The 23,851-nt window shown below is 65.0% G+C and carries 26 protein-coding genes; 13 read left to right on the top strand and 13 right to left on the bottom strand.

All coding sequences use genetic code 11. The features are described 5' to 3' along the window. Positions 1-26: 26 nt before the first annotated feature. The 3 genes from QX135_RS19875 to QX135_RS19865 form a co-directional block, all read right to left on the bottom strand. Positions 27-176: a hypothetical protein gene (locus QX135_RS19875; protein ID WP_315714401.1), complete on the bottom strand. Its 150-nt coding sequence runs from the start codon at positions 174-176 to the stop codon at positions 27-29. Positions 177-285: 109 nt separating this feature from the next. After that, a complete protein-coding gene (locus tag QX135_RS19870; RefSeq protein ID WP_316179945.1) occupies positions 286-765 on the bottom strand; it encodes a MaoC family dehydratase in 480 nt (159 codons plus the stop codon). Further along, positions 765-1,226 (bottom strand): MaoC family dehydratase, encoded by a 462-nt coding sequence (locus QX135_RS19865; protein WP_315757358.1) that lies wholly within the window; start codon positions 1,224-1,226, stop codon positions 765-767. Before QX135_RS19865 ends, QX135_RS19870 begins: the two co-directional genes overlap by 1 nt. 220 nt (positions 1,227-1,446) lie before the next feature. On the opposite strand from QX135_RS19865, the gene QX135_RS19860 reads away from it, so the two are divergent. Then, positions 1,447-1,737, top strand: coding sequence for a DUF4282 domain-containing protein (locus QX135_RS19860; protein ID WP_315714083.1), 291 nt, complete (start codon positions 1,447-1,449; stop codon positions 1,735-1,737). A gap of 15 nt (positions 1,738-1,752) precedes the next feature. Here QX135_RS19860 and ychF read toward each other — a convergent pair whose 3' ends face one another. From ychF to QX135_RS19840, 4 genes are all read right to left on the bottom strand, one after another. Then, positions 1,753-2,850: a redox-regulated ATPase YchF gene (ychF, locus tag QX135_RS19855; RefSeq protein ID WP_315778028.1), complete on the bottom strand. Its 1,098-nt coding sequence runs from the start codon at positions 2,848-2,850 to the stop codon at positions 1,753-1,755. Positions 2,851-2,890: 40 nt separating this feature from the next. Next, on the bottom strand, positions 2,891-3,496 hold the full coding sequence (pth, locus tag QX135_RS19850; protein ID WP_315733976.1) for an aminoacyl-tRNA hydrolase: 606 nt from the start codon (positions 3,494-3,496) through the stop codon (positions 2,891-2,893). 72 nt (positions 3,497-3,568) lie between these two features. Continuing rightward, positions 3,569-4,258, bottom strand: a complete 690-nt coding sequence (locus QX135_RS19845; protein ID WP_315733977.1) for a 50S ribosomal protein L25/general stress protein Ctc — start codon at positions 4,256-4,258, stop codon at positions 3,569-3,571. A gap of 184 nt (positions 4,259-4,442) precedes the next feature. After that, the gene (locus QX135_RS19840) at positions 4,443-4,733 is read right to left on the bottom strand and encodes an accessory factor UbiK family protein (protein WP_315714079.1); all 291 of its coding nucleotides are present in this window, start codon (positions 4,731-4,733) and stop codon (positions 4,443-4,445) included. 257 nt (positions 4,734-4,990) lie between these two features. Between QX135_RS19840 and lgt the strand changes: the two genes are divergently transcribed. The 5 genes from lgt to QX135_RS19815 all read left to right on the top strand — a co-directional run bounded on the left by lgt (position 4,991) and on the right by QX135_RS19815 (position 9,641). Further along, on the top strand, positions 4,991-5,848 hold the full coding sequence (lgt, locus tag QX135_RS19835; protein ID WP_316179948.1) for a prolipoprotein diacylglyceryl transferase: 858 nt from the start codon (positions 4,991-4,993) through the stop codon (positions 5,846-5,848). Next, on the top strand, positions 5,845-6,972 hold the full coding sequence (locus QX135_RS19830) for a class I SAM-dependent methyltransferase (RefSeq protein ID WP_315733979.1): 1,128 nt from the start codon (positions 5,845-5,847) through the stop codon (positions 6,970-6,972). Before lgt ends, QX135_RS19830 begins: the two co-directional genes overlap by 4 nt. A gap of 20 nt (positions 6,973-6,992) precedes the next feature. Beyond that, a complete protein-coding gene (gene pgeF / locus QX135_RS19825) occupies positions 6,993-7,739 on the top strand; it encodes a peptidoglycan editing factor PgeF (protein ID WP_409999119.1) in 747 nt (248 codons plus the stop codon). 198 nt (positions 7,740-7,937) lie between these two features. Next, positions 7,938-8,501, top strand: a complete 564-nt coding sequence (locus tag QX135_RS19820) for a hypothetical protein (RefSeq protein WP_315733982.1) — start codon at positions 7,938-7,940, stop codon at positions 8,499-8,501. Positions 8,502-8,687: 186 nt separating this feature from the next. Then, positions 8,688-9,641 carry a ribose-phosphate pyrophosphokinase gene (locus QX135_RS19815; protein WP_315735662.1) on the top strand — a complete coding sequence of 318 codons (954 nt, stop codon included), beginning with the start codon at positions 8,688-8,690 and terminating at the stop codon, positions 9,639-9,641. Positions 9,642-10,104: 463 nt separating this feature from the next. On the opposite strand, the gene QX135_RS19810 is transcribed toward QX135_RS19815, so the two are convergent. Continuing rightward, the gene (locus tag QX135_RS19810) at positions 10,105-10,635 is read right to left on the bottom strand and encodes an REP-associated tyrosine transposase (protein ID WP_316179950.1); all 531 of its coding nucleotides are present in this window, start codon (positions 10,633-10,635) and stop codon (positions 10,105-10,107) included. Positions 10,636-10,872: 237 nt separating this feature from the next. Between QX135_RS19810 and QX135_RS19805 the strand changes: the two genes are divergently transcribed. The 7 genes from QX135_RS19805 (at position 10,873) to QX135_RS19775 (ending at position 17,570) form a co-directional block, all read left to right on the top strand. Continuing rightward, complete coding sequence (locus QX135_RS19805) at positions 10,873-12,105, top strand: benzoate/H(+) symporter BenE family transporter (RefSeq protein WP_316179952.1); 1,233 nt, start codon at positions 10,873-10,875, stop codon at positions 12,103-12,105. 125 nt (positions 12,106-12,230) lie between these two features. Further along, on the top strand, positions 12,231-13,550 hold the full coding sequence (locus tag QX135_RS19800; RefSeq protein ID WP_315733987.1) for a sugar ABC transporter substrate-binding protein: 1,320 nt from the start codon (positions 12,231-12,233) through the stop codon (positions 13,548-13,550). Continuing rightward, positions 13,547-14,482: a sugar ABC transporter permease gene (locus QX135_RS19795; RefSeq protein WP_316179955.1), complete on the top strand. Its 936-nt coding sequence runs from the start codon at positions 13,547-13,549 to the stop codon at positions 14,480-14,482. The genes QX135_RS19800 and QX135_RS19795 overlap by 4 nt, the downstream gene beginning before the upstream one ends. Further along, positions 14,479-15,303 (top strand): carbohydrate ABC transporter permease, encoded by an 825-nt coding sequence (locus QX135_RS19790; RefSeq protein ID WP_315733991.1) that lies wholly within the window; start codon positions 14,479-14,481, stop codon positions 15,301-15,303. Before QX135_RS19795 ends, QX135_RS19790 begins: the two co-directional genes overlap by 4 nt. A gap of 274 nt (positions 15,304-15,577) precedes the next feature. Further along, positions 15,578-16,672 carry an HWE histidine kinase domain-containing protein gene (locus tag QX135_RS19785; RefSeq protein WP_316179956.1) on the top strand — a complete coding sequence of 365 codons (1,095 nt, stop codon included), beginning with the start codon at positions 15,578-15,580 and terminating at the stop codon, positions 16,670-16,672. 121 nt (positions 16,673-16,793) lie between these two features. Further along, on the top strand, positions 16,794-17,396 hold the full coding sequence (locus QX135_RS19780) for an ADP-ribosyltransferase domain-containing protein (RefSeq protein WP_316179958.1): 603 nt from the start codon (positions 16,794-16,796) through the stop codon (positions 17,394-17,396). Then, complete coding sequence (locus tag QX135_RS19775) at positions 17,397-17,570, top strand: hypothetical protein (RefSeq protein WP_315796935.1); 174 nt, start codon at positions 17,397-17,399, stop codon at positions 17,568-17,570. A 15-nt stretch (positions 17,571-17,585) separates the two neighbouring features. On the opposite strand, the gene QX135_RS19770 is transcribed toward QX135_RS19775, so the two are convergent. From QX135_RS19770 to QX135_RS19750, 5 genes are all read right to left on the bottom strand, one after another. Further along, on the bottom strand, positions 17,586-18,401 hold the full coding sequence (locus tag QX135_RS19770; RefSeq protein ID WP_316179960.1) for an XdhC/CoxI family protein: 816 nt from the start codon (positions 18,399-18,401) through the stop codon (positions 17,586-17,588). A gap of 216 nt (positions 18,402-18,617) precedes the next feature. Then, complete coding sequence (locus QX135_RS19765; protein WP_316179961.1) at positions 18,618-19,823, bottom strand: VWA domain-containing protein; 1,206 nt, start codon at positions 19,821-19,823, stop codon at positions 18,618-18,620. After that, positions 19,820-20,689 (bottom strand): MoxR family ATPase, encoded by an 870-nt coding sequence (locus QX135_RS19760; protein WP_316179964.1) that lies wholly within the window; start codon positions 20,687-20,689, stop codon positions 19,820-19,822. The genes QX135_RS19765 and QX135_RS19760 overlap by 4 nt, the downstream gene beginning before the upstream one ends. A 169-nt stretch (positions 20,690-20,858) precedes the next feature. Next, the gene (locus tag QX135_RS19755) at positions 20,859-23,282 is read right to left on the bottom strand and encodes an aerobic carbon-monoxide dehydrogenase large subunit (RefSeq protein WP_316179966.1); all 2,424 of its coding nucleotides are present in this window, start codon (positions 23,280-23,282) and stop codon (positions 20,859-20,861) included. Then, positions 23,279-23,779, bottom strand: a complete 501-nt coding sequence (locus QX135_RS19750; protein ID WP_315771842.1) for a (2Fe-2S)-binding protein — start codon at positions 23,777-23,779, stop codon at positions 23,279-23,281. Before QX135_RS19750 ends, QX135_RS19755 begins: the two co-directional genes overlap by 4 nt. Positions 23,780-23,851 lie beyond the last annotated feature (72 nt).

The raw sequence follows: 23,851 nt of genomic DNA, 5'->3' as shown, positions 1-23,851 counted from the left end.
GTTCTGGTTAACGAGTAGTTAATCCGTCACTCGTTGATCGTCGCTGACGTCTCCAGCGAATACGAGCCGTCGGCATAGCCCTTCACGACCATTCCCGTCGCGAGCATCACCGCGAGCGTCACGCTGGCAAAGATAAAGCCGAGGAGTTTCAGACCACCGCGATCTGCCATACTCATCCCCCACATCCTGATCCCTGATTGGCTGTCTTATAGAGTCGGAGTTCAGAATGCGTTAGCGCGAAGTTCGTTCCGCGCCGACAATCCTACGAAGCGTGACCTTTTCGCCTCAACCCTCGTTCCGTCGAGGGACGAAGGCCGATGCAAGCACCGAGAACACCAGCTCGCCGCGGTCATTGATGCCGGTATTGCGCGCCTGCAGGATGCCCCACTCCGGGCGCGACGCCGACGCGCGAAGCGAATCGATTTCGCTGGAAAAGCTGATCGTATCACCCGCAAGCACCGGCTTGTGCCAGCGCAGATCCCGAAAACCGGGAGAAGGACCTCCGAGGACGATCGGCTCGCCGCGCAAGCGCGCGATCTCCAGGAGGCGCTGATTATCCGCGACGATCAGCTTCATGCAGACGGAGCCGATGTGCCATCCCGATGCCGCGAGCCCGCCGAACAGCGATCGGCGGCCCTCTTCCTCGTCGAGGTGAAAGCGTTGCGGATCGAATTGAACGGCAAAGCGCTTAATCTCTTCGGCTGTGAACGTGTAGGAGCCGAGCTCGCGGCGCTGGCCGACCTGAAGATCTTCGAAAAAGCGCATCAGCCCACCTGCCCGCGGCTCTCACGGCGCTCGACGATGATGGGAGAAACCATCTCGCAAAGCCTCATGCCCGCCTTGTTGCGCACGCTGCATTTGAAGGTGACGATCCCGGTCGACGGACGGCTCCGCGACACCCGCGCTTCCAGAACCTCCACATCGAGCATCAGCTCATCGTCAGGACGCAGGGGCGAGAGCCACCGGACCTCGTTGACGCCCGGTGAACCGAGCGAGGCGGTGCGGCCGATGAAGCCGTCGAACATCATGCGCATCATCAGCGAGCAGAGGTGCCAGCCCGAGCCGGACAGGCCCCTGAGCATCGACTGCGAGGCGGCTTCTTCGTCCAAATGCATCGGCTGCGGATCAAACTCAGAGGCGAAGGCGATGATCTCGTCGCGGGTGACGTGTCGCGGGCCAAAGCTGCCGAACGGGCCTTGCGGAAAATCTTCGAAGGTGAGGGTCATGAGGCTGGGAATGGCTGAAAGAAGCCCGATTGTGGCCGCACTTTGCAGCAATCACAACCGGGCCGCTCGCATGGCTGACGCCCGGTCCAGTCGCACGAGAGTGCCAGAAGGCGCCACACACTGGGACCAACTCGGCCGCCGCGCATGTCGTCTGGCGCGAGAGTCGAGCAGGACTTAAAGACGGATTCGACTTCGATTCGGACGTGGCCGGGGGATCAGGATGTTGGAATTTCGCGATTTGTTCCAGTGGGACCGCTTCATCACGCCCACCATCATCAAGACGTTCTATTGGCTCGTGATTGCGCTGATCATCCTGTCGGGAATTCGCGGCATTTTCACGGGCCTCTCCGAAATGGCGATCAGCCCATTCGGCGGTTTCCTGATGCTGTTGTCCTCGCTCGCCGGAATCATCGTCGGCATGGTGTTCTCGCGCATCATCGCCGAGTTCGTGCTGATCGTCTTCCGTATCAACGAGCACCTCGGCGCGATCCGCGAGCAGGGGCGGATGTAGCCGCCCCACAGGCTCTCAGTTGTTGAAGCGGAAGTGCATCACGTCGCCGTCGGCGACGACATACTCCTTGCCTTCGAGCCGCAGCTTGCCGCCCTCGCGCGCGCCCGCCTCGCCGCCAAGCGCGACGTAGTCGGCAAAGGCGATAGTCTCGGCGCGGATGAAGCCCTTCTCGAAATCGGTGTGGATGACGCCGGCAGCCGCCGGCGCCTTGGTGCCGCGGTGAATGGTCCAGGCCCGCGCCTCTTTCGGACCTACGGTAAAATAGGTGATCAGGTCGAGCAGCTGATAGCCGGCGCGGATGAGCCGATCGAGGCCAGCCTCTTCGAGCCCCAAGGTCTCCAGGAAGTCGACGCGCTCCTCGCGCGACAGCGTCGCGATCTCAGACTCGATCTTGGCTGAGATCACGACGGCGACCGCGCCCTCCTCCTTGGCCCGCGCGAACACCGCCTGGGAGAAACTATTGCCGTCCTTGGCAGAGCTTTCCTCGACATTGCAGACATAGAGCACGGGCTTGGATGTCAGCAGGCCGAGCATGCCGAAGGCGCGCTCCTCCTCAGGCTTGCGCTCCAACAGCCGCGCCGGTTTGCCGTCGCGCAGCAGCACCAGAGCACGGGTGACGAGCTCGTACTGCTCCTTGGCATCCTTGTCGCCGCCCTTGGCCTTCTTGGACAGGTTGTCGACCCGCTTCTCGAGGCTGTCGAGATCGGCCAGCATCAGCTCGGTCTCGATGGTCTCGATGTCCGCGAGCGGCGCGATCTTGCCCTCGACATGGGTGATGTCGGAATCCTCGAAGCAGCGCACGACATGCGCGATCGCGTCGACCTCGCGGATGTTGGCGAGGAACTGGTTGCCGAGGCCTTCACCCTTGGAGGCGCCGCGCACCAGGCCGGCGATGTCGACGAAGGTCAGCCGCGTCGGGATGATCTGTCCCGACTTGGCGATGGCCGCGAGCTTCTCCAGCCGCGGATCGGGCACGGCGACCTCGCCGACATTCGGCTCGATGGTGCAGAACGGATAGTTCGCGGCCTGCGCCGCCGCCGTCTCCGTCAGCGCATTGAACAGCGTCGACTTGCCGACATTGGGCAACCCAACGATTCCGCATTTGAATCCCATGACCCGTCCCGCATCCTTTTAAACGACGGCCTGAGGCGCCTCACACGGCGCCAGCGTCGCCCTTGTCCAGAAAACCTTTGGCCTGCAGCGCCAGATGCACCTTGTTGGCGAAGGTGGAGTCGCGCCGGCCCGTCAACAAACCTGCATTGTCGGCCACCGCCTCGCACAGCGCCTCGACCCAGGGCATGTCGGATTTGGCGAAGTCCGACAGTACGTGGCCGTGCACCAATTCCTTGACGCCGGGATGGCCGATGCCGAGCCGGACGCGGCGATAGTCGTTGCCGAGATGCGCCGAGATCGAGCGCAGCCCGTTATGGCCGGCAATGCCGCCGCCGACCTTCACGCGCAGCTTGCCCGGCGGCAATTCCAGCTCGTCCTGAAACACCGTGACGTCGCCGACGCCGAGCTTGAAGAAGCTGGTCGCCTCCTGCACGGCGCGGCCGGATTCGTTCATATAGGTCGAGGGCTTCAACAGGATGACGCGCTCAGAGTCCAGCGTGCCTTCCGAGGTCTCGCCCTGAAACCTGCGTCGCCACGGCGAAAAGCGGTGACGCCGCGCGATCTCGTCAACGGCCATGAAGCCGATATTGTGCCGGTTGCGCGCATATTTCGCGCCGGGATTGCCGAGGCCGACAAACAGCAGCATGACGCGGCATCCGCACCCGCCGTCGCTTCGGGAAGCACGGGACCCGCCCGTGCTTCCCGCAAGCGGAACGGCTTACTTCTTCTTGTCGCCGCCAGCCGGCGCCTTGGCCGCGGCAGCGGGTGCCTTGGCGGCGGCAGCCGGAGCAGCGGCAGCGGGTGCCGCGGCGGCGCCAGCAGCAGCCTTCTGCTCCTCACCATAGCCGGACGGCGGCACGATGGTGACGAGGGTGGCGTCGTCGCGCGACAGCGTCTTCACGCCGGTCGGCAGCTTGACGTCGGAGATGTGCAGCGAGTGGTTGATCTCGAGCGCGCTGACATCGGCCTCGATGAACTGCGGGATGTTCTCCGCCAGGCACTCGAGGTCGAGCGTGTGGGTCACGATGTTGACCGTGCCGCCGCGCTTGACGCCCGGCGCGGCTTCCGAACCCACCACATGCAAGGGCACGCTGACGCGGATGGTCGCGCCCTGGCCGAGCCGCATGAAGTCGACGTGGATCGGGAAGTCCTTGACCGGATCGAGATGGAAGTCACGCGGGATCACCCGGTGCTTCTTGCCGTCGAGGGTGACGTCGAAGATCGTGGTCAGAAACCGGCCCGCAAGGATGCGCTGGCGCAGCTCGCGGTCTTCCACCGAGATCGGCAGCGGGGGCTGGTTGTCTCCATAAATCACTCCGGGCACTCTCCCGGCGCGACGCTCTGCCCGTGCGGCCCCCTTGCCGACTGACGGACGGGCGGTCGCCTTCAGTTCTCTGACGGTCGCCATCGTGTTAAGTCCTTGTTTTAAAAAGTTAAAGGCCGCAATGCGGCCCGTTGCTGGACGTCCTTCGGCAAGCCTCCAGGGGTGCGGGGGCCGCGGACGTGGCGGCGTTCTAGCGGCAAACCTGGGAAATGACAAGGAAATGAAGGGGCCGCCTGCCCTCCCGTCCCAGGGCGACCCGGCCGCGGCGTCAGCCGTCCGCGCTGCCGGCACCCGGCGGCGTGCCGGCCGCGCCGCCCAGCTTGGCTTCCAGCGCCGCGATTCGGGCCTTCAGCGCCTCGTTCTCCTCGCGGGCGAGCCGGGCCATGTCCTTGACCGCCTCGAACTCCTCGCGCTTCACGATGTCCAGGTCGTTCAGGATCTTTTCCGCCTGGTTGCGGATGACGGAATCGACCTCCCGCTTCATGCCCTGGGCGGCACCGGCGGCATCGTTCATCAGGCGGCCGAGTTCGTCGAAAAACCGGTTGTTGGTCTGGGTCATGTGAGAAACTCCGCGTCCCGCGACGAGCACGATTGTGGAAGACAGAATGGCGATCCCTGTCGCCGCCCGCAAGATGGGCCCGTCTTGTCATGCCTTGGTTTCCTTGTCATCGTACTTGTTGCGCCGGCCCGCGGCGCTGGTATGAGCAGCCCTGAGATCACATCGCGCCGCGCCTGTTCATGTGGCGGGGCCCGTTCGAAGCCCGCAGCGCCCGGGGGCTTCCAGAAGCGGGACGCCGTGTCCACGAAAGCCAGTGAATGACGCCTCTCCTCATCGACTTCCCCGTGTTCGATCCGGTTGCGATCGCCATCGGCCCGTTCGCGATCCGCTGGTACGCGCTGGCCTATATCTGCGGCATCGTGCTCGGCTGGCTCTACGCTCGCTCGCTGCTGAAGAAGGACCGGCTGTGGGGAGGCCCGGCGCCGATCTCGCTGCCACAGCTCGACGATTTCATTCTCTGGGTCACGATCGGCATCATTCTCGGCGGCCGCACCGGCTACGTGCTGTTCTACAATCTGCCGTTCTTCATCGACCATCCGCTCGAGATCTTCCAGCTGTGGAAGGGCGGCATGTCGTTCCATGGCGGCTTCATGGGCTGCGTCATCGCCGTGATCTGGTTCAGCCGCCGCAACGGCCTGCCGATCCTGTCGCTCGGCGACCTCACCACCGCCGTCGCTCCGATCGGGCTGCTGCTTGGCCGCATCGCCAATTTCATCAACAGCGAGTTGTGGGGCCGCACGGCCGATCCCAGCCTGCCCTGGGCGATGATCTTCCCGCGCGATCCGACCCACCTGCCGCGCCATCCGAGCCAACTCTACGAAGCCGGCCTCGAAGGCATCCTGCTGTTCATCGTCCTGGCGATCATGATCCGGCTCGGCGCGTTGAGGCGGCCCGGCATGATCCTCGGCAGCTTCATCGGCCTCTATGGCACGGCGCGCATCGTCAGCGAGCTGTTCCGCGAGCCGGACGAGCAACTCGGCTTCCTTTGGCGCGGCCTGACCATGGGCATGCTGCTGTCGGTGCCGATGCTGATCGTCGGCGCCGTTCTCGTGGCACGGGCGCTGCGCAGGCCCGAGAGTCGTCAAGCCACTCCCCCGCTGCAGGCCAATCCGTGATCGAAACGTCTCCGCTCCACACCGAGATCAAGCGGCTGATCAAGGCGTCCGGCCCGATGCCGGTCTGGCGCTACATGGAGCTGTGCCTGATGCATCCGGAGCACGGCTACTACATCTCGCGCGATCCGCTCGGACGCGAGGGCGACTTCACCACCGCCCCCGAAGTGAGCCAGATGTTCGGCGAGCTGCTCGGGCTGTGGGCGGCCTCGATCTGGAAGGCGGCCGGCTCGCCGCAGCAGTTCCGGCTGATCGAGCTCGGGCCCGGCCGCGGCACCATGATGTCGGATGCGCTGCGGGCGCTGCGCGTGCTGCCGCCGCTGTACCAGACGATCTCGGTTCACATGGTCGAGGTCAATCCGGTGCTGCGTGAAAAGCAGAAGGCGACGCTGACCGGCCTGCGCAACGTCACCTGGCACGAGAGCTTCGACGAGGTGCCGGAGGGCCCCAGCGTCATCTTCGCCAACGAGTATTTCGACGTGCTGCCGATTCACCAGATGGTGAAGCGCGAAACCGGCTGGCACGAGCGCGTGGTCGAGCTCGACGAGGAGGAGAACTTCGTCTACGGCGCGGCCGCCGATCCGACGCCCGGCTTCGAGCTGCTGCTGCCGCCTCTGGTGCGCGCCGCCCCGGCCGGCGCGATCTTCGAATGGCGGCCGAACACCGAGATGATGGCCATCGCCAGGCGCATCCGCGACCAGCGCGGCGCCGCCGTCATCATTGATTACGGCCATGTGCGCAGCGACGTCGGCGACACCTTCCAGGCCATCGCCCGTCATAGCTTCGCTGATCCCCTCAAGACACCGGGGCTTGCCGACATCACCGCCCATGTCGATTTCGACGCGCTGGCGCGGGCCGCGGAAGCCGTCGGCGCGCGCGTTCACGGCCCGGTCACGCAGGGCGAGTTCCTGCAGCGGCTCGGCATCGAAACCCGCGCGCTGACCCTCATGCAGAAGGCGTCGCCGGAAGTCTCGGAGGACATCGCGAGCGGGCTGAAGCGCCTGACCGGCGGCGGCCGCGGCGGAATGGGGTCGCTGTTCAAGGTGGTCGGCATCTCCGATCCGGCCATTCCGGTGCTGGCGGGCATCAGCGACGAACACACCAACGAGACGACGGGAGGCGCATGATGCTGGTATCATCGGATGTGATGTCCGCGATTCCTGGCCTGCGCCACGCGTTCTTCACCCGCGAGGGCGGCGTCTCCGACGGCATCTATGCCGGGCTCAATGGCGGGCTTGGATCGAATGACGTGCCGGAGAACGTCCGCGAAAACCGCCGCCGCATGGCCGTCCATCTCGGCGTCGCGCCCGACCAGTTCCTCAGCCTGCACCAGATTCATTCGCCCGACGTCGTGGTTGCGACCGGGCCCTGGGACGGCCCCGTCAGGCCTAAGGCCGATGCGCTGGTGACCGCGACGCCGAATCTCGCGATCGGCGTTACCACGGCCGATTGCGGGCCGATCCTGTTCGTCGACCCGCATGAGCGCGTCATCGGCGCGGCGCATGCCGGCTGGAAAGGTGCGCTCACCGGCGTGCTCGAAGGCACGCTGCAGGCGATGGAGGAGCTCGGCGCAGAGCGCGGCCGGATCATTGCCGCGATCGGCCCCCTGATCCGCCAGCCGAGCTACGAGGTCGGCGCCGAGTTCGTCACCCGCTTCCTCGACGACGACGCCGAGCACGCGCGCTTCTTCCTGCCGTCGGTTCGCGACGGCCACGCGATGTTCGACCTCGCCGGCTTCATCCGGATGCGGCTGGAAAACGCCGGCGTGCTGCTGATCGACGATCTCGGCCTCGACACCTATGTCGACGAGCGCTTCTTCAGTTACCGCCGCTCGGTCCATCGCAACGAGCCGGACTATGGCCGGCACGTCCACGCCATCATGCTCGAAGGCTGAAGCTGGGCGCCATTGTGGCCGCATGTGGATTGCTTAACCCTTTCTGTACAACTGAGTGCACTCTGTCCCGATCTGTGGCAGCCGCGACCTAGACGTTAATCGATTTTAACGATATCGCTCCCGACGATGAGGGGAGCGCCGACACCACTTCGACGGATCAGCCGCGCTGCGCAGCACGCCTGCGTTGCCGTTTTGCTGATGACGTCCGCCGCAACGCTCGGCGGCTGCGCGACCAGCAGCGGTGGTCCGTCCAACGCCTATGCGATGGCGCCTGCATCCGATAGCGCCACGATCGCCTTCGAGCAGATCGACGGCCCGCCGCCGCAAATCTTCGATCGCATGGTCAGCGTGCTCGACAGCGAGTCCAAGCTGCGCAGCCTCGCCATCGTGTCGCGCGAGGCCCCTGCAGCGTATCGTGTCCGCACCTATCTCTCCGCCCAGGTCGTCAGCGGCAAGGGCGTGATCGCCTGGGTGTTCGACGTCTACGATCGCAATCAGCAGCGCGCGCTGCGGCTGTCGGGCGAAGAGCCGGTCGGACGCGGCGGCCGCGATCCGTGGAACAATGTCGACGACATGGTGCTTCGGAAAATCGCGCAGGCTGGCTTCAGCGGACTTTCGAACATGCTGAACGGCACCGCGCCGGCCGACAGCGCGCCACCGGCGGCGCCGGCCGCCCGCGGCCCCGCGGTCGCCGCGGCCGAGCCCGCATCGCCCAGATCCGACGGCACCAGCGTCGCGGCCCTCGGCTACACCGACCATTAGGCAAAGAGGCGCAATTTGCGCCGTTCTTGACCGGGAAAAACACCTGTTTGACCGGGAAAAACGCCTGCGGCGGGTTGCCATGCGCGCAGTGTCCTTGATATCACCTCGCCCGTGCAAAACTGCCGGTTCCATGGATAGCCCGATATGCTGAACAAGGTCTCCAGCGAGACGCGAGGAGAATTCACGATGTCGGCCAAGAACGGCTCCATCAAACTCGTCGCCGGCAACTCCAATCCGGCCCTCGCCGCCGGCATCGCCGCTGAACTTGGGCTGCCGCTGACGAAAGCGGTGGTCCGGCGCTTCGCCGACATGGAGATCTTCGTCGAGATCCAGGAGAACGTCCGCGGCTCCGACGTCTTCATCATTCAATCGACGTCCTATCCGGCGAACGACCTGCTGATGGAGCTCCTGATCATCACCGATGCGCTGCGCCGCGCCTCCGCGCGCCGCATCACCGCCGTGGTGCCCTATTTCGGCTATGCGCGGCAGGATCGCAAATCGAACTCGCGCACGCCGATCTCGGCCAAGCTCGTCGCCAATCTGATCACCCATGCGGGCGTCGACCGCGTCATGACGCTCGATCTGCACGCCGGCCAGATCCAGGGTTTCTTCGACATCCCCACCGATAACCTTTTTGCCTCGCCGCTGATGGTGCGCGACATCAAGGATCGCTTCGATCTCTCCAGCCTCATGGTCGTCTCGCCGGACGTCGGCGGCGTGGCGCGCGCCCGCGGCTTGGCCAAGCGCATCAACACGCCGCTCGCCATCGTCGACAAGCGCCGCGAGCGTCCCGGCGAGTCCGAGGTCATGAACGTGATCGGCGACGTCTCCGGGCACACCTGCATCCTGATCGACGACATCGTCGATTCCGGCGGCACCCTGGTGAACGCGGCGGATGCGCTGCTCAAATACGGCGCCAAGGACGTCTACGCCTACATCACGCATGGCGTGCTCTCCGGCGGTGCCGCGACCCGCATCACCTCGTCGCGGCTGAAGGAGCTCGTCATCACCGACTCCATCATGCCGACCGAAGCGGTCCGCAACGCGCCCAACATCCGCACGCTGGCGATCGCGCCGCTGATCGCCGAGGCGATCGGCCGCACGGCGGCGGAAGAATCGGTGTCGAGCCTGTTCGACTGAGGCTGGTTCTAATAGCATCCCGCATCGTCTTCTTCGCGCCTTCCTGCTTCCTCGCATGCAAGCGTCTCGCTGTCGTCCACCCTCCCCTGGAGGGGGAGGGTCGCCTCACGAGGAGCGAAGCGAAACGTGAGGCGGGGCGGGGTGATCTCTCCACGAGCACTGGTATCCGTGGCTTCACCCCACCCCGCTCGCCCGCTTCGCGCGCGAGCGACCCTCCCCCCTCCAGGGGAAGGTGGGCGTCGTGCCCCACACTCCGTGATCGCGAGGCGCCCTCGCGCCGACGCTCGTGGCATACTTCAGCTGATGATTTCGAACGGCATCTGCGGATACACCTCCGCAATCTCGCGGCGCGTTTCGCGTCCGAGCTTTGCGATCTCATCACCCTCGATAGAGAGAGGACCCGTAGGGCGGATTAGCAAAGTGTAATCCGCCCCCCCCTCGGCACGAAGACAACTTGAACGGCTTAACGCTCCCCGAACGTTCCGCTCACAGCGACATCACCGGCCCAGTCTGCGGGAAACACTCCTGCCTGCACATCCCGATGAAACGAAGAATGCTGCCAGTCCGCCACACGACTCACGAGGCGATGCTTCACCGGATTGATGTAAAAATACTCTACGTGACGCGAATAGTCGTCTTCATCACGGATCAGGTGCTCCCAGAACCGACGCTGCCAGATCCCGCGTTCCTGCCGCGCGACACGAGTGGGGCTGAGATTCTCTGTCCTTGGAAGCGCCCGCGCGAAGCGGCTCTTGATCAGACGCCAGCGCATCGAGAAGTCGGCGTCATCGGGCGGCAAGGTCCAGATCGCATGAAGATGATCCGGCATGACGACGAAGGCATCGATCTCGAAAGGAAATCGTCGTTTCGCGGCAGCGACCGCGGAGCGCAGTAGGTCGACGTGATCGATCAGCAAAGTCTGACGCCGATCGAGCAAATTCACCGTGAAGAACCAACACCCGCCCGGAACGAATGCGCGTCGATAGTTGGGCATCGATTGAGTCTCGAGTCGAGACGATCAACGTAAGCCTACTCTCAGCGGATGTATGAGTTCAAGATCTGCGGCGGATTACGGCTTCGCCTATTCCGCCCTACGCTCAAACCCGCACAGCGGACTAGCGCAGCGTAATCCGCCAATCAGCCCTACGCCTTGCACGCCCCGTCCGCTTCGGCCAACATCCCCCAAGACACCAAGGACAACAACAAGAGCCCCGCCCGAGCCCTGCCCTCCATGCTCAACGCCATCGAACGCCCCGCCGGACCGCCGCCCAGCCTCGGCCAGATCACCAGCGATTTGGGCCCACTCTATGTGTCACACGGCTTCATCGGCTGGCTGTTCGCGATCACCGGACCGGTCGCCATCATCCTGTCGGTCGGCGCCAATGGCGGGCTGTCGCAGGCGGAGATCGCGTCGTGGATCTTCGGCGTGTTCTTCATCAACGGGCTGATCACGCTGTTGCTGTCGTGGCGCTATCGCGAGCCGTTGGTGCTGTTCTGGACCATTCCGGGCACCGTCCTGGTCGGCCAGTCGCTGACGCATCTCAGCTTTCCGCAGGTGGTCGGCGCGTTCTACGGCACCGCGCTGTTGATGCTGGTGCTCGGGCTCACCGGCTGGGTCAAGCGCGCGATGCAACTGGTGCCGATGCCGATCGTGATGGGCATGGTCGCCGGCGTATTCCTGCGCTTCGGCCTCGATCTCGTCCGCGCCGTGTTCGCCGACTTCGCCATCGCCGGGCCGATGGTCGTGCTCTGGCTGCTGTTGACCGCGCTCCCTGCGCTGGGCCGGCGCTGCCCGCCGATCATCGGCGCGCTCGTCATTGGCACGCTCGCAGCCATCCTGTTCGGCAAATACGACCAGAGCGCGTCGCTGCAGATCGCGCTGATCCGGCCCGTGATCCAGACGCCGTCCTGGTCGCTGGCGGCGATGATCGAGCTGATCGTGCCGCTCGCGGTCACCGTGCTGGTGGTGCAGAACGGCCAAGGCTTTGCGGTGCTGACCGCGGCCGGCCACACGCCCCCGGTCAATCTCGTCACCGTGGCCTGCGGCATCGGCTCGGCGCTCGCCGCGATGGTGGGCGGCGTCTCGACCTGCCTGACCGGGCCGACCAACGCCATCGTCGTCTCCGGCGGCGAGCGCAAACGTCACTATACCGCGGCGATGGTCGTGGGCGTGCTGGCGCTCGGCTTCGGCCTGCTGGCGCCGACCTTCACCACGCTGCTGCTGATCGCGCCGAAATCATTGATCACCGCGCTGGCGGGCCTCGCCATGCTGCGCGTGCTGCAGACGGCGTTCGTGACCGCGTTCAGAACGAACTTCTCCCTCGGCGCCCTGATCGCCTTCCTCGTCACCGTCGCCGACGTGCCGCTGCTCAACATCGGCGCGGCGTTCTGGGGGCTCGTCGCTGGCTTTGCACTGTCGTGGCTGCTGGAGCGGGCGGATTTCACAGCCGCATCGGGCGCATAACGGATTGCCGCATCGCACCACGCGCGGTCGTCGCATCCCCAGTCGAACGGGCACCATGCTGTTGCAGCGCCGCTGGATCGCGCTACACTTCACGACCAAACAAGAAGTCTTCCGGGAGGATACCAATGACCGCGATCACGCGTCGCAACATGCTTGCGGGCACGGCAGCAGCAGGCGCGCTGGCGCTCACCGGCCAGCCGGCCTGGTCTGAGCCGCAGTGGAAGAAATATGCCGGTACCAAGCTCGAGGTGATCCTCGCCAAGGGGCCGCGCGGCGACAATCTGCAGAAGAACATCAAGGAATTCACCGCGCTGACCGGCATCGAGGTGGAATCCGAGCAGATCCCGGAGCAGCAGCAGCGACAGAAGGTCGTGATCGAACTGTCGTCGGGCAAGCCGAGCTTCGACGTCGTCCATCTCAGCTATCACGTGCAGAAGCGGCAGTTCGAGAAGGCCGGCTGGCTCGCCGACATCACCGACTTCATGAAGGATCCGAACCTCACGGCGCCGGACCTCGTGCAGAGCGATTTCTCCGCCGCCGGGCTGACTTACGCCAGCAACGACAAGGGCCGGATGTTCTCGCTGCCATGGTCGGTGGACTACTTCATCCTCTACTACAACAAGGAGCTGTTCGCGAAGAAGGGCGTCGAAGTGCCGAAGACGCTCGACGAGATGGTCACGGCGGCGCAGAAGCTGACCGATGCCAAGGACGGCACGTTCGGCTTCGTCGGCCGCGGCCTGCGCAACGCCAACATGACCCTGTGGACGAACTTCTTTCTCAACTACGGCGGCGAGTTCCTCGACGCCAAGGGCAACATCCTGACCGACGGCCCCGAAGCGATCGAGGCCACCAAGCTGTATCAGAAGCTGCTGACCACCTGCGCGCCGCCCGGCGTGGCCGGCTTCAACTGGATGGAGTCGATGGCCTCGTTCACGCAAGGCCGCTCGGCGATGTGGATCGACGGCGTCGGCTGGGCGCCGCCGCTGGAGGACGCCAATGCCTCGCGCGTGGTCGGCAAGGTCGGCTACACCGTGGTGCCCGCCGGACCGAAGGGACAGTACTCGGCGACCTATGGCGACGGCATCGGCATTGCGGCTGCGAGCAAGAACAAGGAAGCCGCCTGGCTGCTGTGCCAGTGGCTTGTGTCGAAGCCGCAAGGCGCCCGCCTGGTGCAAGCCGGCGGCGGCGTACCGTTCCGCAACTCGGTGCTCAACGATCCCGGAGTCCAGGGCGGCGTGAAGATGCCGAAGGAGTGGCTGCAGTCGGCGATCGACTCCGGCAAGATCTCTAAGCTCGGCCTGCCCGTGATCATCCCGGTCGCCGAATTCCGCGACCTCGTCGGCGCTGCGTTGACCGCCACCCTGTCGGGCGCCGATCCCGCGACCGAGCTGAAGAAGGCGCACGAGCAGTTCCGCCCGATCCTGGAGCGCAGCGAGAAAGCGTGAGCACGATCGTCGAACAGGCCGGCGCGGCAGCGGACGCCGCTGCGCCGGAACGTGCGTTGCGGCCGCCGTCGTACTGGCCGTTCGTGGTGCCGGCGCTGGTCACCGTGCTCGCGGTGATCATCTTTCCCTGGCTGTTCACGATCTGGATGAGCTTCCAGGAGTGGAAGGTCGGCTCACCCACGACCTTCGTCGGGCTGTCGAACTACCTGCGGCTGCCGGCCGACCCGCGCTTCGTCGAGTCGGTCGGGCACACGCTGTCCTACACGGCTCTATCGGTGCTGCTGCCGCTGGTGCTCGGCACCTTCGCGGCGGTGATCTTCCATGCGCGCTTCCCGGGCCGGGGGCTGCTGCGCGCGCTGTTCATCATGCCGATGATGGCGACGCCGGTGGCGATCGCGCTGGTGTGGACGATGATGTTCCACCCGCAGCTCGGCATCCTGAACTATCTTTTGTCGCTGGTGGGCCTGCCGCCACAGCTCTGGGTGTTTCATCCGGGCACGGTGATCCCCTCGCTGGTGCTGGTCGAGACCTGGCAGTGGACGCCGCTGGTCATGCTGATCGTGCTCGGCGGCATCGCCTCGCTGCCGACCGAGCCCTATGAGAGCGCGCAGATCGACGGTGCCTCGACCTGGCAGATGTTCCGCTACATCACCTTGCCGCTGATCATGCCGTTCCTGTTCATCGCCGCGATGATCCGCGCCATCGACGCCATCAAGAGCTTCGACATCATCTTCGCGATCACCCAGGGCGGGCCGGGCTCGGCGTCGGAGACCATCAACCTCTATCTCTACAGCGTCGCCTTCGTCTATTACGACCTCGGCTATGCCTCGGCGATCGCGGTGGTGTTCTTCGCGCTGATCATCGCGCTGACTGCGCTCTTGCTGGTGCTGCGCCGGCGCGCACAGTGGAATGCGCTGGGGGGCGACGCATGAGCGCGCAGACCATCCTCGGCCGGCTCGGCCTCGCGCTCGGCGTCTTCCTCATCGTCTCCCCGGCGATCCTGTTCTTCCTCTGGATGATCTCGCTGTCGGTGAAGTTCGAGGTCGACAACGCCGCGTATCCGCCGGTGTTCTGGCCGGAGCATTTCGCCTGGAAGAACTATGCCGACGTGCTGTCGTCCAACCGCTTCTTCACCTATTTCAAGAACAGCCTGCTGGTGACCGGCGGCGCGACTTTTCTCGCCATGCTGGTCGGCGTGCCCGCCGGCTACGGCATCGCACGGATGGCCGCGCATAAATCGGCGATCGTGATCCTGATCGCGCGCATCACGCCCGGCCTGTCGTACCTCATCCCGCTGTTCCTCTTGTTTCAGTGGCTCGGCCTGCTCGGCACGCTGTGGCCGCAGATCATCATCCATCTCGTCGTCACCGTGCCGATCGTGATCTGGATCATGATCGGCTATTTCGAGACCACGCCCATCGAGCTCGAGGAGGCCGCGCGCATCGACGGCGCAACGCGCTGGCAGGTTTTCCGCCACGTGGCATTGCCGGTGGCGAAGCCCGGCCTCGCGGTCGCCTTCATCCTCGCGGTGATCTTCTCCTGGAATAATTTCGTGTTCGGCATCGTGCTGGCCGGACGCGAGACCCGCACCTTGCCGGTCGCGGTCTACAACATGATCTCGTTCGATCAGCTCTCGTGGGGGCCGCTCGCGGCGGCGGCGCTGATCGTGACCCTGCCGGTGCTGCTGCTGACCGTGTTCGCACAGCGGCAGATCGTGGCCGGCCTGACGGCGGGTGCGGTCAAGGGGGGCTGACGGGTATAATGCATACCAAAGAGAACCTGCGGCGGAATGCTGAACTTGCCTTGGTCAGGCCATAGTCTACCACTTGGTTACCTGCGTGGAACCGGGATTCGCCCCGCCCCTGAAGCGCGGCGATGGCCGCGTTGATGGCTTCATCTCGTCTCTGCGCCGGCTTCGTTCCAGCCGAATACCACTGCGCCGCACGATCGACCGGCTCCGGATTTGCGCTCCGTCCGGTCCGTCTTGCAACCTGTCACCGGCTGAACGCCCGACCGACGAAAGCTGCATGACGTCCGATCGCGACGCCTCCGCGCCAGACCGATTGACTTCCCTGTTGCAAACCGAGCTGCTCGACTCGCCGCCGGAGCCGGGCTTCGATCGCGTCACCCGCCTGACCACGCGGCTGCTGCAGGCCCCGGCGGCGATCATCGCGCTGGTCGATCGCGACCGGCAGTTCTTCAAGAGCTCGGTCGGCCTGTGCGAGCCATGGGCGTCGCTGCGCGAGACGCCGCTCAGCCACTCCTTCTGCCAGCACGTCGTGACCTCGGCGCAGCCGCTGGTGATCAGCGACGCCAACGAGCATCCGCTGGTGAAGGACAATCTCGCGGTGCCGGTTCTCGGCGTGATCGCCTATCTCGGCGTTCCCCTGCGGCTGCCGAGCGGCGAGGTGATCGGCGCGCTCTGCGCCATCGATCACGAGCCGCGGCCGTGGAGCGACGACGACATCGCCCAGCTCACCGAGCTCAGCGAGATCGTGATGGACGAAATCGCACTGCGCACCGAGAATGCGCGGCGGCGCACGGTCGAGCAGCACCATCGCGTGCTGGTCCACGAGCTCAATCACCGCGTCAAGAACACGCTGGCGCTGGTCGACAGCGTCATCGCGCTGAGCATCCGCGCCGATTCGGCGCTGGCCGAGTTCGGCGAGGTGCTGCGCGGCCGCATCGCGGCGCTGACGCGCAGCCACGCGCTGGCGCTGGATCGCGGCCGCGAAGCGATCGCGCTCAATGAGCTGGTGTGCGCCGAGCTGGCGCCGTTGCAGTCCGACCGGATCGCCGTCGACGGCCCCGCCCTGCAGCTCGCGCCGGGCATCGCGCTGTATCTGTCGATGGGCCTGCACGAGCTCGTCACCAATGCGGTGAAGTATGGCGCGCTGTCGAACGATGCGGGTCGCGTGACGCTGGGCTGGACCCATGCCGACGGACGGCTCAAGCTGTTCTGGCAGGAGAACGGCGGGCCGGATGTCTCCCCGCCCGCACGCAACGGCTTCGGTTCGCTGCTGTTCGAGCGCATTCTCGGCGCCGCGCTGAAGGGCGAGGTCACGCGCGACTTCGCGCCGGATGGATTGAAGGTGACGTTTGATCTGCCGCTCAAACACTGAGCGGGCGGCGAACACACTTCTCCTGAATGCTTCATATACATCAAAGGATGTGCTACATATCCGACTCTACTACAGGAGATTTCTTAACTTGCGTTCATTGTCGTAACCAATCGCCAGCAACATGGATGGACATGAATTTTTCAATTTGCTTTGCCGGCTGATCGGGAACGACGAGGCGGCGAGATGTTTGCGCAAAATCTGCACAGCCGCGCAACTTGACTCCCTATTTCACGAAAAAATCACGAATACCGAAGCCCTGGCATTTTATGTCTATTCGACAGCTAACGGCTGGCACAGCTACATCAATGAGCAGCTTTGGTCGGGCAATCCGGCCCCGGACGTACTGGCGTTTGCTGCTGTTTTGAACAGGGGCCTGAGCAAGATTATTCCAATCAGGGGCAAGCCTGGGACCGTGTACCGTGGTTATAGCGCCCCGGATCTGAATGCGTTCAGTGAACAATACCCGCTCGATCGGCCGGTGCATTTTCCTGCATTCACCAGCGCGTCCTTTTCCGAGACTGGCGCTTTCGGTGGAAACGTTTTGTTCATCATTCGGGCGTTAAGTGCGAGGTCAATCTGGTGGCTTTCGCCCAACTTCCACGAAGAGGAAGCTCTCCTTCCCACCGGATGCACGTTCCTTGTGATCGACAAAGAGTTCCTGTCCGCTGGTGAGGAACAAGACAAGCTGGTTGTTGTTCTCCAAGAAACGAGCGAGAGGCCCTAGATGACCGATCGGGATAAACAAGACAGGGCCGAAGAGCATCTTGAGCAGAGCGTTTCGTCTGGAAAGATTAGCGCGGACGAGGCGAAGGTGATTAAGCTCTTCTTCGCAAGCAAACCCGAAAAGGATTGGCCGGCATCCAATCTCCATCGACGGATGCAGGGTTCTGGCGGGTGACCCGTCTATTCGATCTCAGCCGCGCTGGCCGCGACGCCGCTCCAGCGTGATCTCGGCCAGAATCGACATCGCGATCTCCTCCGGCGTGATGGCGCCGAGATCGAGGCCCGCCGGTGCCTTGACGTTGTCGAGCAGCGCGGCGTCGATGCCGTCCTTGATCAGCTTGTCGCGCAGGCTGTCCATCTTGCGGCGGCTGCCGACGAAGGCGTGGTAGGCCGCATCGCAGGCGAGTGCGGCGCGCAAGGCCGCCTCGTCGCCCTTGCCTTGCGTCGACACCACGACGAAGCGGCTGCTCCCGGCCGGTTGATCCAGCGCGAAGCCATCGATCAGCACATCGGCCTCCGGTGTCGTGACGAGATCGGACGCCGGCGCCGCCAGTGTCACGTGATAGCCGAGCGGCCGCGCCTGCGCGGCGAGCGACAGCGCCACCGGGCTCGCGCCTAAGATCACCAGCGCGGGATACGGCAGCACCGGCTCGACGAAGATGTCCATCGTGCCCTTGCTCGGACACATGTTGGCGGCGAAGCGCACGCCCTCTTTCATCTCGCCCGGCTTGACGCCGAGCTCAGCGAGCAGGTCGTCCGGCTGCACCGAGACCATGCGCGGGACACCGTCGGCGAGCGCCTCGCGCGCGGCTTTCAGCACCGCGCCACGGGCGCAGCCGCCGCCGATCCAGCCCGCGACGATGGCGCCATCCGGTCGGATGATCGCCTTGGCACCGGCCTTTGCCGCGGTCACCGACACCGTGCGCACGACGGTGGCGAGCACGAAGCTTTCGTCGGCAGCTTTCAATTGGGCGGCGAGATCGAGCAGTTCGGAGGAGGTGGTCATGGGTGCCTCCTCTGACGCACGTTCGAGGCAATCTGCAGCAGCACTGAAGGTCTGTTCCCTCCCCCCTCGTAGGGGAGGGTTAGGGAGGGGGGCGTCTTGCACCGAACTCGGGGTACCCCCCTCCCCAGCCCTCCCCCACAAGGGGGAAGGGAGCCGACCGCCGATGCCGAGACAGTCTGCGTCAACAACACTTCAGAGCGGCTCACCCTCGTCATCTCACAACCTCGCCAGATACGGCTCGAGCGCCGCGAGCGAGCCCAGCGTATGCGCGGGCGCGTAGAGATCGACATGCGGCAGCGCCGCCTTGATGCCGCGGGCTTCCGGCGCGTAGCCGTGCCAGCCGAGCATCGGATTGAGCCAGACGATACGGCGGCAACGGCGTCGCAGTTGCGCCATCTCGCGGCCGAGCAAGGCTGGATCACCGGTGTCGTAGCCGTCGGAGACGATCATCACGCAGGTGCGCGAATGGATGACGCGCGGCGCGTGCCAGCGGTTGAAGGTCGCTAGGCTTTCGCCGATCCTGGTGCCGCCGCCGGCGCCCTGCGCCATCATCGACAGCCGATCCAGCGCCCGCGCGGCATCCCTCTCCTTCATCGCATCTGAGACGTGAGCCAGCCGGGTGTGAAACAGGAACGCTTCGGCCTCGCGGAAGGCGTCGAGCACGCCGTGGATGAAGCGAACAAACACCGACGTATAGGGGCTCATCGAGCCGGAGGCGTCGAGCAGCACCACCAGCCGGAGCGGCTTGGGCTTGCGGCGGCGATGCACCAGCGCGATCGGCACGCCGCCATGGCTGATGTTGCGGTGGATGGTGCGGCGCAGGTCGAGCCGCTCGCCCTTGCGCCGGAGCTGATCGCGGCGGGTCAGGCGCGTCTGCATCGCCTTGGCGAGACGCGCCGCCGCCTCATGCGCCAGCGCGACCTGGTCGGGATCTGCGAGCTTGCGGAAGTCGGTATCGCTGATGGACTCCACGCGCGATGCACCTTCACGGACGCCCTCGCCGGCCGCCTCGCGTGGGGTTTCGTCAGAGGGAATCTGATCGGTCGCGCCGTGATGCCCCTGCCGAGCAGCATTCGCATCCTGCAGACTCTTCAGGGACGGGCTGTTCGCCGATTGCGGCGACCCTGCCGTCAGAACGCGCGAGCGCACGCGCTTGCCGAGCCAGAACGCGTCGAACAGGCCGTCGAAGCGATCCCACTCGCTCTTGCGCGCCGAAAACAGGTGCTTGAAGGCGGAGCGCAACAGGCCGGGCCTGTCGGCATAGCCTGCGGTCATCACGGCTGCCGCATCCTGCCCCTCCGACAGGCCGACCGCAAAGCCGTTGTCGCGCAGCGTCTTGAGAAATGCGCTGAGGCGTCCCGCGACCAGCCGCGCCACCGCGTCCATGTCCTCATGATCAGGCGTGGCGCCACAGCAGCTCATGCGACCTTCCCCAACAATCGCGCGGCGACCTCGCGGTTGATGCGGGAGCGGTCCTCATGCGTCTTGAGCAGACACATCAAGGTGTCATGCACCACCTCCGGCTGGTCATCGAGGTCGCGCACATCGAGCCCGACCAGTGCGGCTGCCCAGTCCAGCGTCTCGGCCACACCCGGCACCTTGCGCAGCTCTTCTTTTCGCAGGCCCTCGACCAGGCGCGCGATCTGCAGCGCAAGCGACGCCGACGCGCCATCGATCCGCGCCAGGATGATGCGGGCCTCGCGATCGACGTCGGGATAGTCGACGTAGTGATACAGACACCGCCGGCGCAGCGCGTCCGACAGCTCGCGGGTGCCGTTCGAGGTCAGCACCACGTGCGGGATGCTGATGGCTTTGATGGTGCCGAGCTCGGGAATCGATATCTGGAAGTCCGACAGGAGCTCCAGCAGGAACGCCTCGAATTCGTCGTCGGCGCGGTCGATCTCGTCGATCAGCAGCACCGGCGGCGTGGCGCGGCGGATCGCCGCCAGCAGTGGCCGCTCCAGCAGATACTTCTCGGAGAAGATCTGGTCCTCGATGGTATCCGGCTGGCCGCGATGCGCCTCGATCGCAAGCAGCTGGCGCTGGTAGTTCCACTCGTACAGCGCGGAGCTCTGGTCAAGACCCTCATAGCATTGCAGCCGGATCAGCTCGGTGCCGTGCACGCAGGCGAGCGCCTTGGCGACCTCGGTCTTGCCGACCCCGGCCTCGCCTTCCAGTAGCAGCGGCCGCTTGAGGAGGTGCATCAGTGAGAGCGCCGTCGCAAGCTCGCCATCGGCGATGTAGCCGCAGGCGGAGAGCGATTGCGCGATGTCGTCGCGGGTCTTCATGTCAAGTTCGACTGCTGCGTCATCGGAGGTGAACTCCCCTCCCCCTTGTGGGGAGGGGTTGGGGGTGGGGGTCTCCACGCACACTGCCCGTGGGGTACCCCCCTCCCTAGCCCTCCCCCACAAGGGGGGAGGGAACGCGCGCGCGCGGCGAACGCCAACGCCTTCAATATTACGACCCCAATACACCCAGGTTCTTCGCGGCCTGCCAGTTGCGCCAATAGTCATGCGGCATCTGGATGTGCGTCGAGCCTAAGAACGAGAACGCGTCATTGACCGCGTTGGAGAACGCCGGCACGCCGCCGACATTGGGGCTTTCGCCGACGCCCTTGGCGCCGATCGGGTGATGCGGCGAGGGCGTCACCGTGAAGTCGGTCTCCCAATGCGGCGTCTCGACCGCGGTCGGCATGAAGAAGTCCATGAACGAGCCGGTCACGACATTGCCCTCGGAATCGTAGCGGATCTCCTGGCCCATCGCGATCGCGAAGGCTTCGGTGAGGCCGCCATGAATCTGGCCCTCGATGATCATCGGATTGATGCGGGTGCCGCAATCATCGAGCGCATAGAAGCGCCGGACCTTGTACACGCCGGTGTCGACGTCGATGTCCATTACGCAGAGATAGGCGCCGAACGGATAGGTCATGTTGGGTGGATCGTAGTAGCTCACCGCCTCCAGCCCCGGCTCCATGCCCGGCGGCACGGAGTTGTAGGCCGCCCAGCAGATGTCCTTCATCGACATCACCTTCTCCGGCAGGCCCTTGACGCGGAAGCCGTCGATGTCCCATTCGAGATCGTCCTCGTGGACCTCGAGCTTGTAGGCCGCGATCATCTGCGCCTTGGCCTTGATCTTGCGTGCGGCCATGGCGATGGCTGCCCCTGCGACGGGCGTCGAGCGCGAGCCGTAGGTGCCGAGACCATAGGGCGCCGTGTCGGTGTTGCCCTCCTCGACCATGATGTTGTCGGCGGGAATGCCGATCTCGCTGGCGATGATCTGGGCCCAGGTGGTCTCGTGCCCCTGGCCCTGGCTCTTGGTGCCCATCCGCGCGATACCGGCGCCGGTCGGATGCAGCCGGATCTCGCAGGAATCGAACATCGCGATGCCCAGGATGTCGCAGTTCTTCGACGGACCGGCGCCGACGATCTCGGTGAAGAAGGAGACGCCGATGCCCATGATCTCGCGGGTCTCGCCGAGCTGGAAGGCGGCGCGCTTCTCGGCCTGCTCCTTGCGCAAGGCCGCGTAGTCCACGGCCTCCATCATCTTGCGCATGGCGGTGTGGTAGTCGCCGGAGTCATATTCCCAACCGAGCGCCGAGTGATAAGGAAACTGCTCCGGCCTGACGAAGTTCTTCAGGCGCAGCTCGGCCGGATCCATGCCGAGTTTCTGCGCCAGAATGTCCATCGCGCGCTCGATGCAATAGGCCGCCTCGGTGACGCGGAACGAGCAGCGATAGGCGACGCCGCCCGGCGCCTTGTTGGTGTAGACGCCGTCGACGACGCAATGCGCGACCGGGAAGTCATAGGAGCCGGTGACGATGTTGAAGAAGCCGGCCGGCCATTTCGACGGATCGGCGCAGGCATCGAAGCCGCCATGGTCGGCCAGCACGTGGACGCGCAGGCCGGTGACCTTGCCATCCTTGGTCGCCGCGATCTCGGTGGTCATGTGGTAGTCGCGCGCGAACGCGGTCGCGGTCAGGTTCTCGATGCGGTCCTCGACCCATTTGACCGGCTTGCCGGTGACGATGGAGGCCACCGCGGCGCAGATGTAGCCAGGATAGGCGCCGACCTTGTTGCCGAAGCCGCCGCCGATGTCGGGCGCGATGACGTGGATCTTCTGTTCCGGCAGTTTTGCGATCAGCGATACCACCGTGCGGATGACATGCGGCGCCTGGAAGGTGCCCCAGATCGTCAGCTCGCCCTTGATCTTGTCGAACGAGCAGACGCACTGGCAGGTCTCCAGCGGCGATGGATGGGTGCGGTGATAGGAGATCATCTCCTTGATCGTGACGTCGGCCTTCTTGAACGCGGCGTCGGTGAGCTCCTTGTCGCCGACGCTCCACTCGAAGATGTGGTTGTGGTGCTTGCGCAGGCCGTGCGCGCCCGAGGTCTTGCCGACGAGGTCCTCGCGCAGCACGGGCGCATCTGAATCCATCGCCTTGAACGGATCGACCAGCACCGGCAGCGGCTCGTAATCGACCACGACCTTGTTGACGCCGTCATCGGCGGCGTAGCGGTCGGTGGCGACGACGAAGGCGACCTCCTGGTTCTGGAACAACACCTTGCCGTCGGCGAGCACCATCTGCACGTCGCCAGCGAGGGTCGGCATCCAGGCGAGGTTGACGGTCTTCAAGGTCTCGGCAGTGATGACCGCGAGCACGCCGGGCACCTTCAGCGCCTCCTCGGTGTGGATCGCCTTCACCCGCGCATGCGCATGCGGCGAGCGCACGAAGTCGCCGTGCAGCATGCCCGGTAGCTTGACGTCATCGACGTAGTTGCCCTTGCCTTGGGTAAAGCGGATGTCCTCGACGCGCTTGCGCCGGCAGCCCATGCCTTCGAGCGCGGCTTCGCGTTGTTCCCGCGTGGGAGTCATGTCGTTCATTCCGCGGCCTCCTGGAATTCAACGCCGTTGATCTTGGCGGCGGCGTATTGGATCGCCTTGACGATGTTCTGATAGCCGGTGCAGCGGCAGATGTTTCCGGAGATGCCGGCGCGGATCTCGGTCTCGGTCGGCGACGGATTTTCCTTGAGCAGCCGATGCGCGCGGAGAATCATGCCCGGCGTGCAGAAGCCGCATTGCAGGCCATGCATCATGCGAAAGCCTTCCTGCAGCGCCGACAGCGATCCGTCGGCGTTGGCCATGCCTTCGATCGTGGTGATCTCGGAGCCGTTGGCCTGCACCGCGAGCATGGTGCAGCTCTTCACGCTCATGCCGTCGATGTCGATGGTGCAGGCGCCGCAATGGCTGGTCTCGCAGCCGATATGGGTGCCGGTGAGCTGCGCCTGCTCGCGCAGGAAATGAACCAGCAGCGTGCGCGGCTCGGCGAGGCCTTCGACCTCGCTGCCGTTCACCTTCATCGTGATATGGGTTTTGGGCATTCGTTGCTCCCTGGGAAATCGCAAAGCTTGGGCACCACTTGAGCCGCAGTGTCAGTGCGCTCCCCTCCCCCA

Origin of the sequence: Bradyrhizobium sp. SZCCHNR1098 (genome assembly GCF_032489375.1) — a bacterium.
Classification (GTDB): domain Bacteria; phylum Pseudomonadota; class Alphaproteobacteria; order Rhizobiales; family Xanthobacteraceae; genus Bradyrhizobium.
This window is presented reverse-complemented; position numbering and strand designations above follow the sequence as displayed.

What these genes read in the sequence shown, in the direction of transcription:
- QX135_RS19820 (WP_315733982.1), top strand. Translation starts at nt 7,938, where the DNA reads ATGACGTCCGCCGCAACGCTCGGCGGCTGCGCGACCAGCAGCGGTGGT.
- QX135_RS19760 (WP_316179964.1), bottom strand. Translation starts at nt 20,689, where the DNA reads ATGAAGACCCGCGACGACATCGCGCAATCGCTCTCCGCCTGCGGCTAC.
- QX135_RS19765 (WP_316179961.1), bottom strand. Translation starts at nt 19,823, where the DNA reads ATGAGCTGCTGTGGCGCCACGCCTGATCATGAGGACATGGACGCGGTG.
- QX135_RS19810 (WP_316179950.1), bottom strand. Translation starts at nt 10,635, where the DNA reads ATGCCCAACTATCGACGCGCATTCGTTCCGGGCGGGTGTTGGTTCTTC.
- QX135_RS19775 (WP_315796935.1), top strand. Translation starts at nt 17,397, where the DNA reads ATGACCGATCGGGATAAACAAGACAGGGCCGAAGAGCATCTTGAGCAG.
- QX135_RS19770 (WP_316179960.1), bottom strand. Translation starts at nt 18,401, where the DNA reads ATGACCACCTCCTCCGAACTGCTCGATCTCGCCGCCCAATTGAAAGCT.
- lgt (WP_316179948.1), top strand. Translation starts at nt 4,991, where the DNA reads ATGACGCCTCTCCTCATCGACTTCCCCGTGTTCGATCCGGTTGCGATC.
- QX135_RS19755 (WP_316179966.1), bottom strand. Translation starts at nt 23,282, where the DNA reads ATGAACGACATGACTCCCACGCGGGAACAACGCGAAGCCGCGCTCGAA.
- QX135_RS19840 (WP_315714079.1), bottom strand. Translation starts at nt 4,733, where the DNA reads ATGACCCAGACCAACAACCGGTTTTTCGACGAACTCGGCCGCCTGATG.
- QX135_RS19780 (WP_316179958.1), top strand. Translation starts at nt 16,794, where the DNA reads ATGGATGGACATGAATTTTTCAATTTGCTTTGCCGGCTGATCGGGAAC.
- QX135_RS19870 (WP_316179945.1), bottom strand. Translation starts at nt 765, where the DNA reads ATGCGCTTTTTCGAAGATCTTCAGGTCGGCCAGCGCCGCGAGCTCGGC.
- QX135_RS19790 (WP_315733991.1), top strand. Translation starts at nt 14,479, where the DNA reads ATGAGCGCGCAGACCATCCTCGGCCGGCTCGGCCTCGCGCTCGGCGTC.
- QX135_RS19875 (WP_315714401.1), bottom strand. Translation starts at nt 176, where the DNA reads ATGAGTATGGCAGATCGCGGTGGTCTGAAACTCCTCGGCTTTATCTTT.
- QX135_RS19865 (WP_315757358.1), bottom strand. Translation starts at nt 1,226, where the DNA reads ATGACCCTCACCTTCGAAGATTTTCCGCAAGGCCCGTTCGGCAGCTTT.
- QX135_RS19860 (WP_315714083.1), top strand. Translation starts at nt 1,447, where the DNA reads ATGTTGGAATTTCGCGATTTGTTCCAGTGGGACCGCTTCATCACGCCC.
- QX135_RS19815 (WP_315735662.1), top strand. Translation starts at nt 8,688, where the DNA reads ATGTCGGCCAAGAACGGCTCCATCAAACTCGTCGCCGGCAACTCCAAT.
- QX135_RS19805 (WP_316179952.1), top strand. Translation starts at nt 10,873, where the DNA reads ATGCTCAACGCCATCGAACGCCCCGCCGGACCGCCGCCCAGCCTCGGC.
- ychF (WP_315778028.1), bottom strand. Translation starts at nt 2,850, where the DNA reads ATGGGATTCAAATGCGGAATCGTTGGGTTGCCCAATGTCGGCAAGTCG.
- QX135_RS19785 (WP_316179956.1), top strand. Translation starts at nt 15,578, where the DNA reads ATGACGTCCGATCGCGACGCCTCCGCGCCAGACCGATTGACTTCCCTG.
- QX135_RS19800 (WP_315733987.1), top strand. Translation starts at nt 12,231, where the DNA reads ATGACCGCGATCACGCGTCGCAACATGCTTGCGGGCACGGCAGCAGCA.
- pth (WP_315733976.1), bottom strand. Translation starts at nt 3,496, where the DNA reads ATGCTGCTGTTTGTCGGCCTCGGCAATCCCGGCGCGAAATATGCGCGC.
- QX135_RS19845 (WP_315733977.1), bottom strand. Translation starts at nt 4,258, where the DNA reads ATGGCGACCGTCAGAGAACTGAAGGCGACCGCCCGTCCGTCAGTCGGC.
- pgeF (WP_409999119.1), top strand. Translation starts at nt 6,993, where the DNA reads ATGTCCGCGATTCCTGGCCTGCGCCACGCGTTCTTCACCCGCGAGGGC.
- QX135_RS19750 (WP_315771842.1), bottom strand. Translation starts at nt 23,779, where the DNA reads ATGCCCAAAACCCATATCACGATGAAGGTGAACGGCAGCGAGGTCGAA.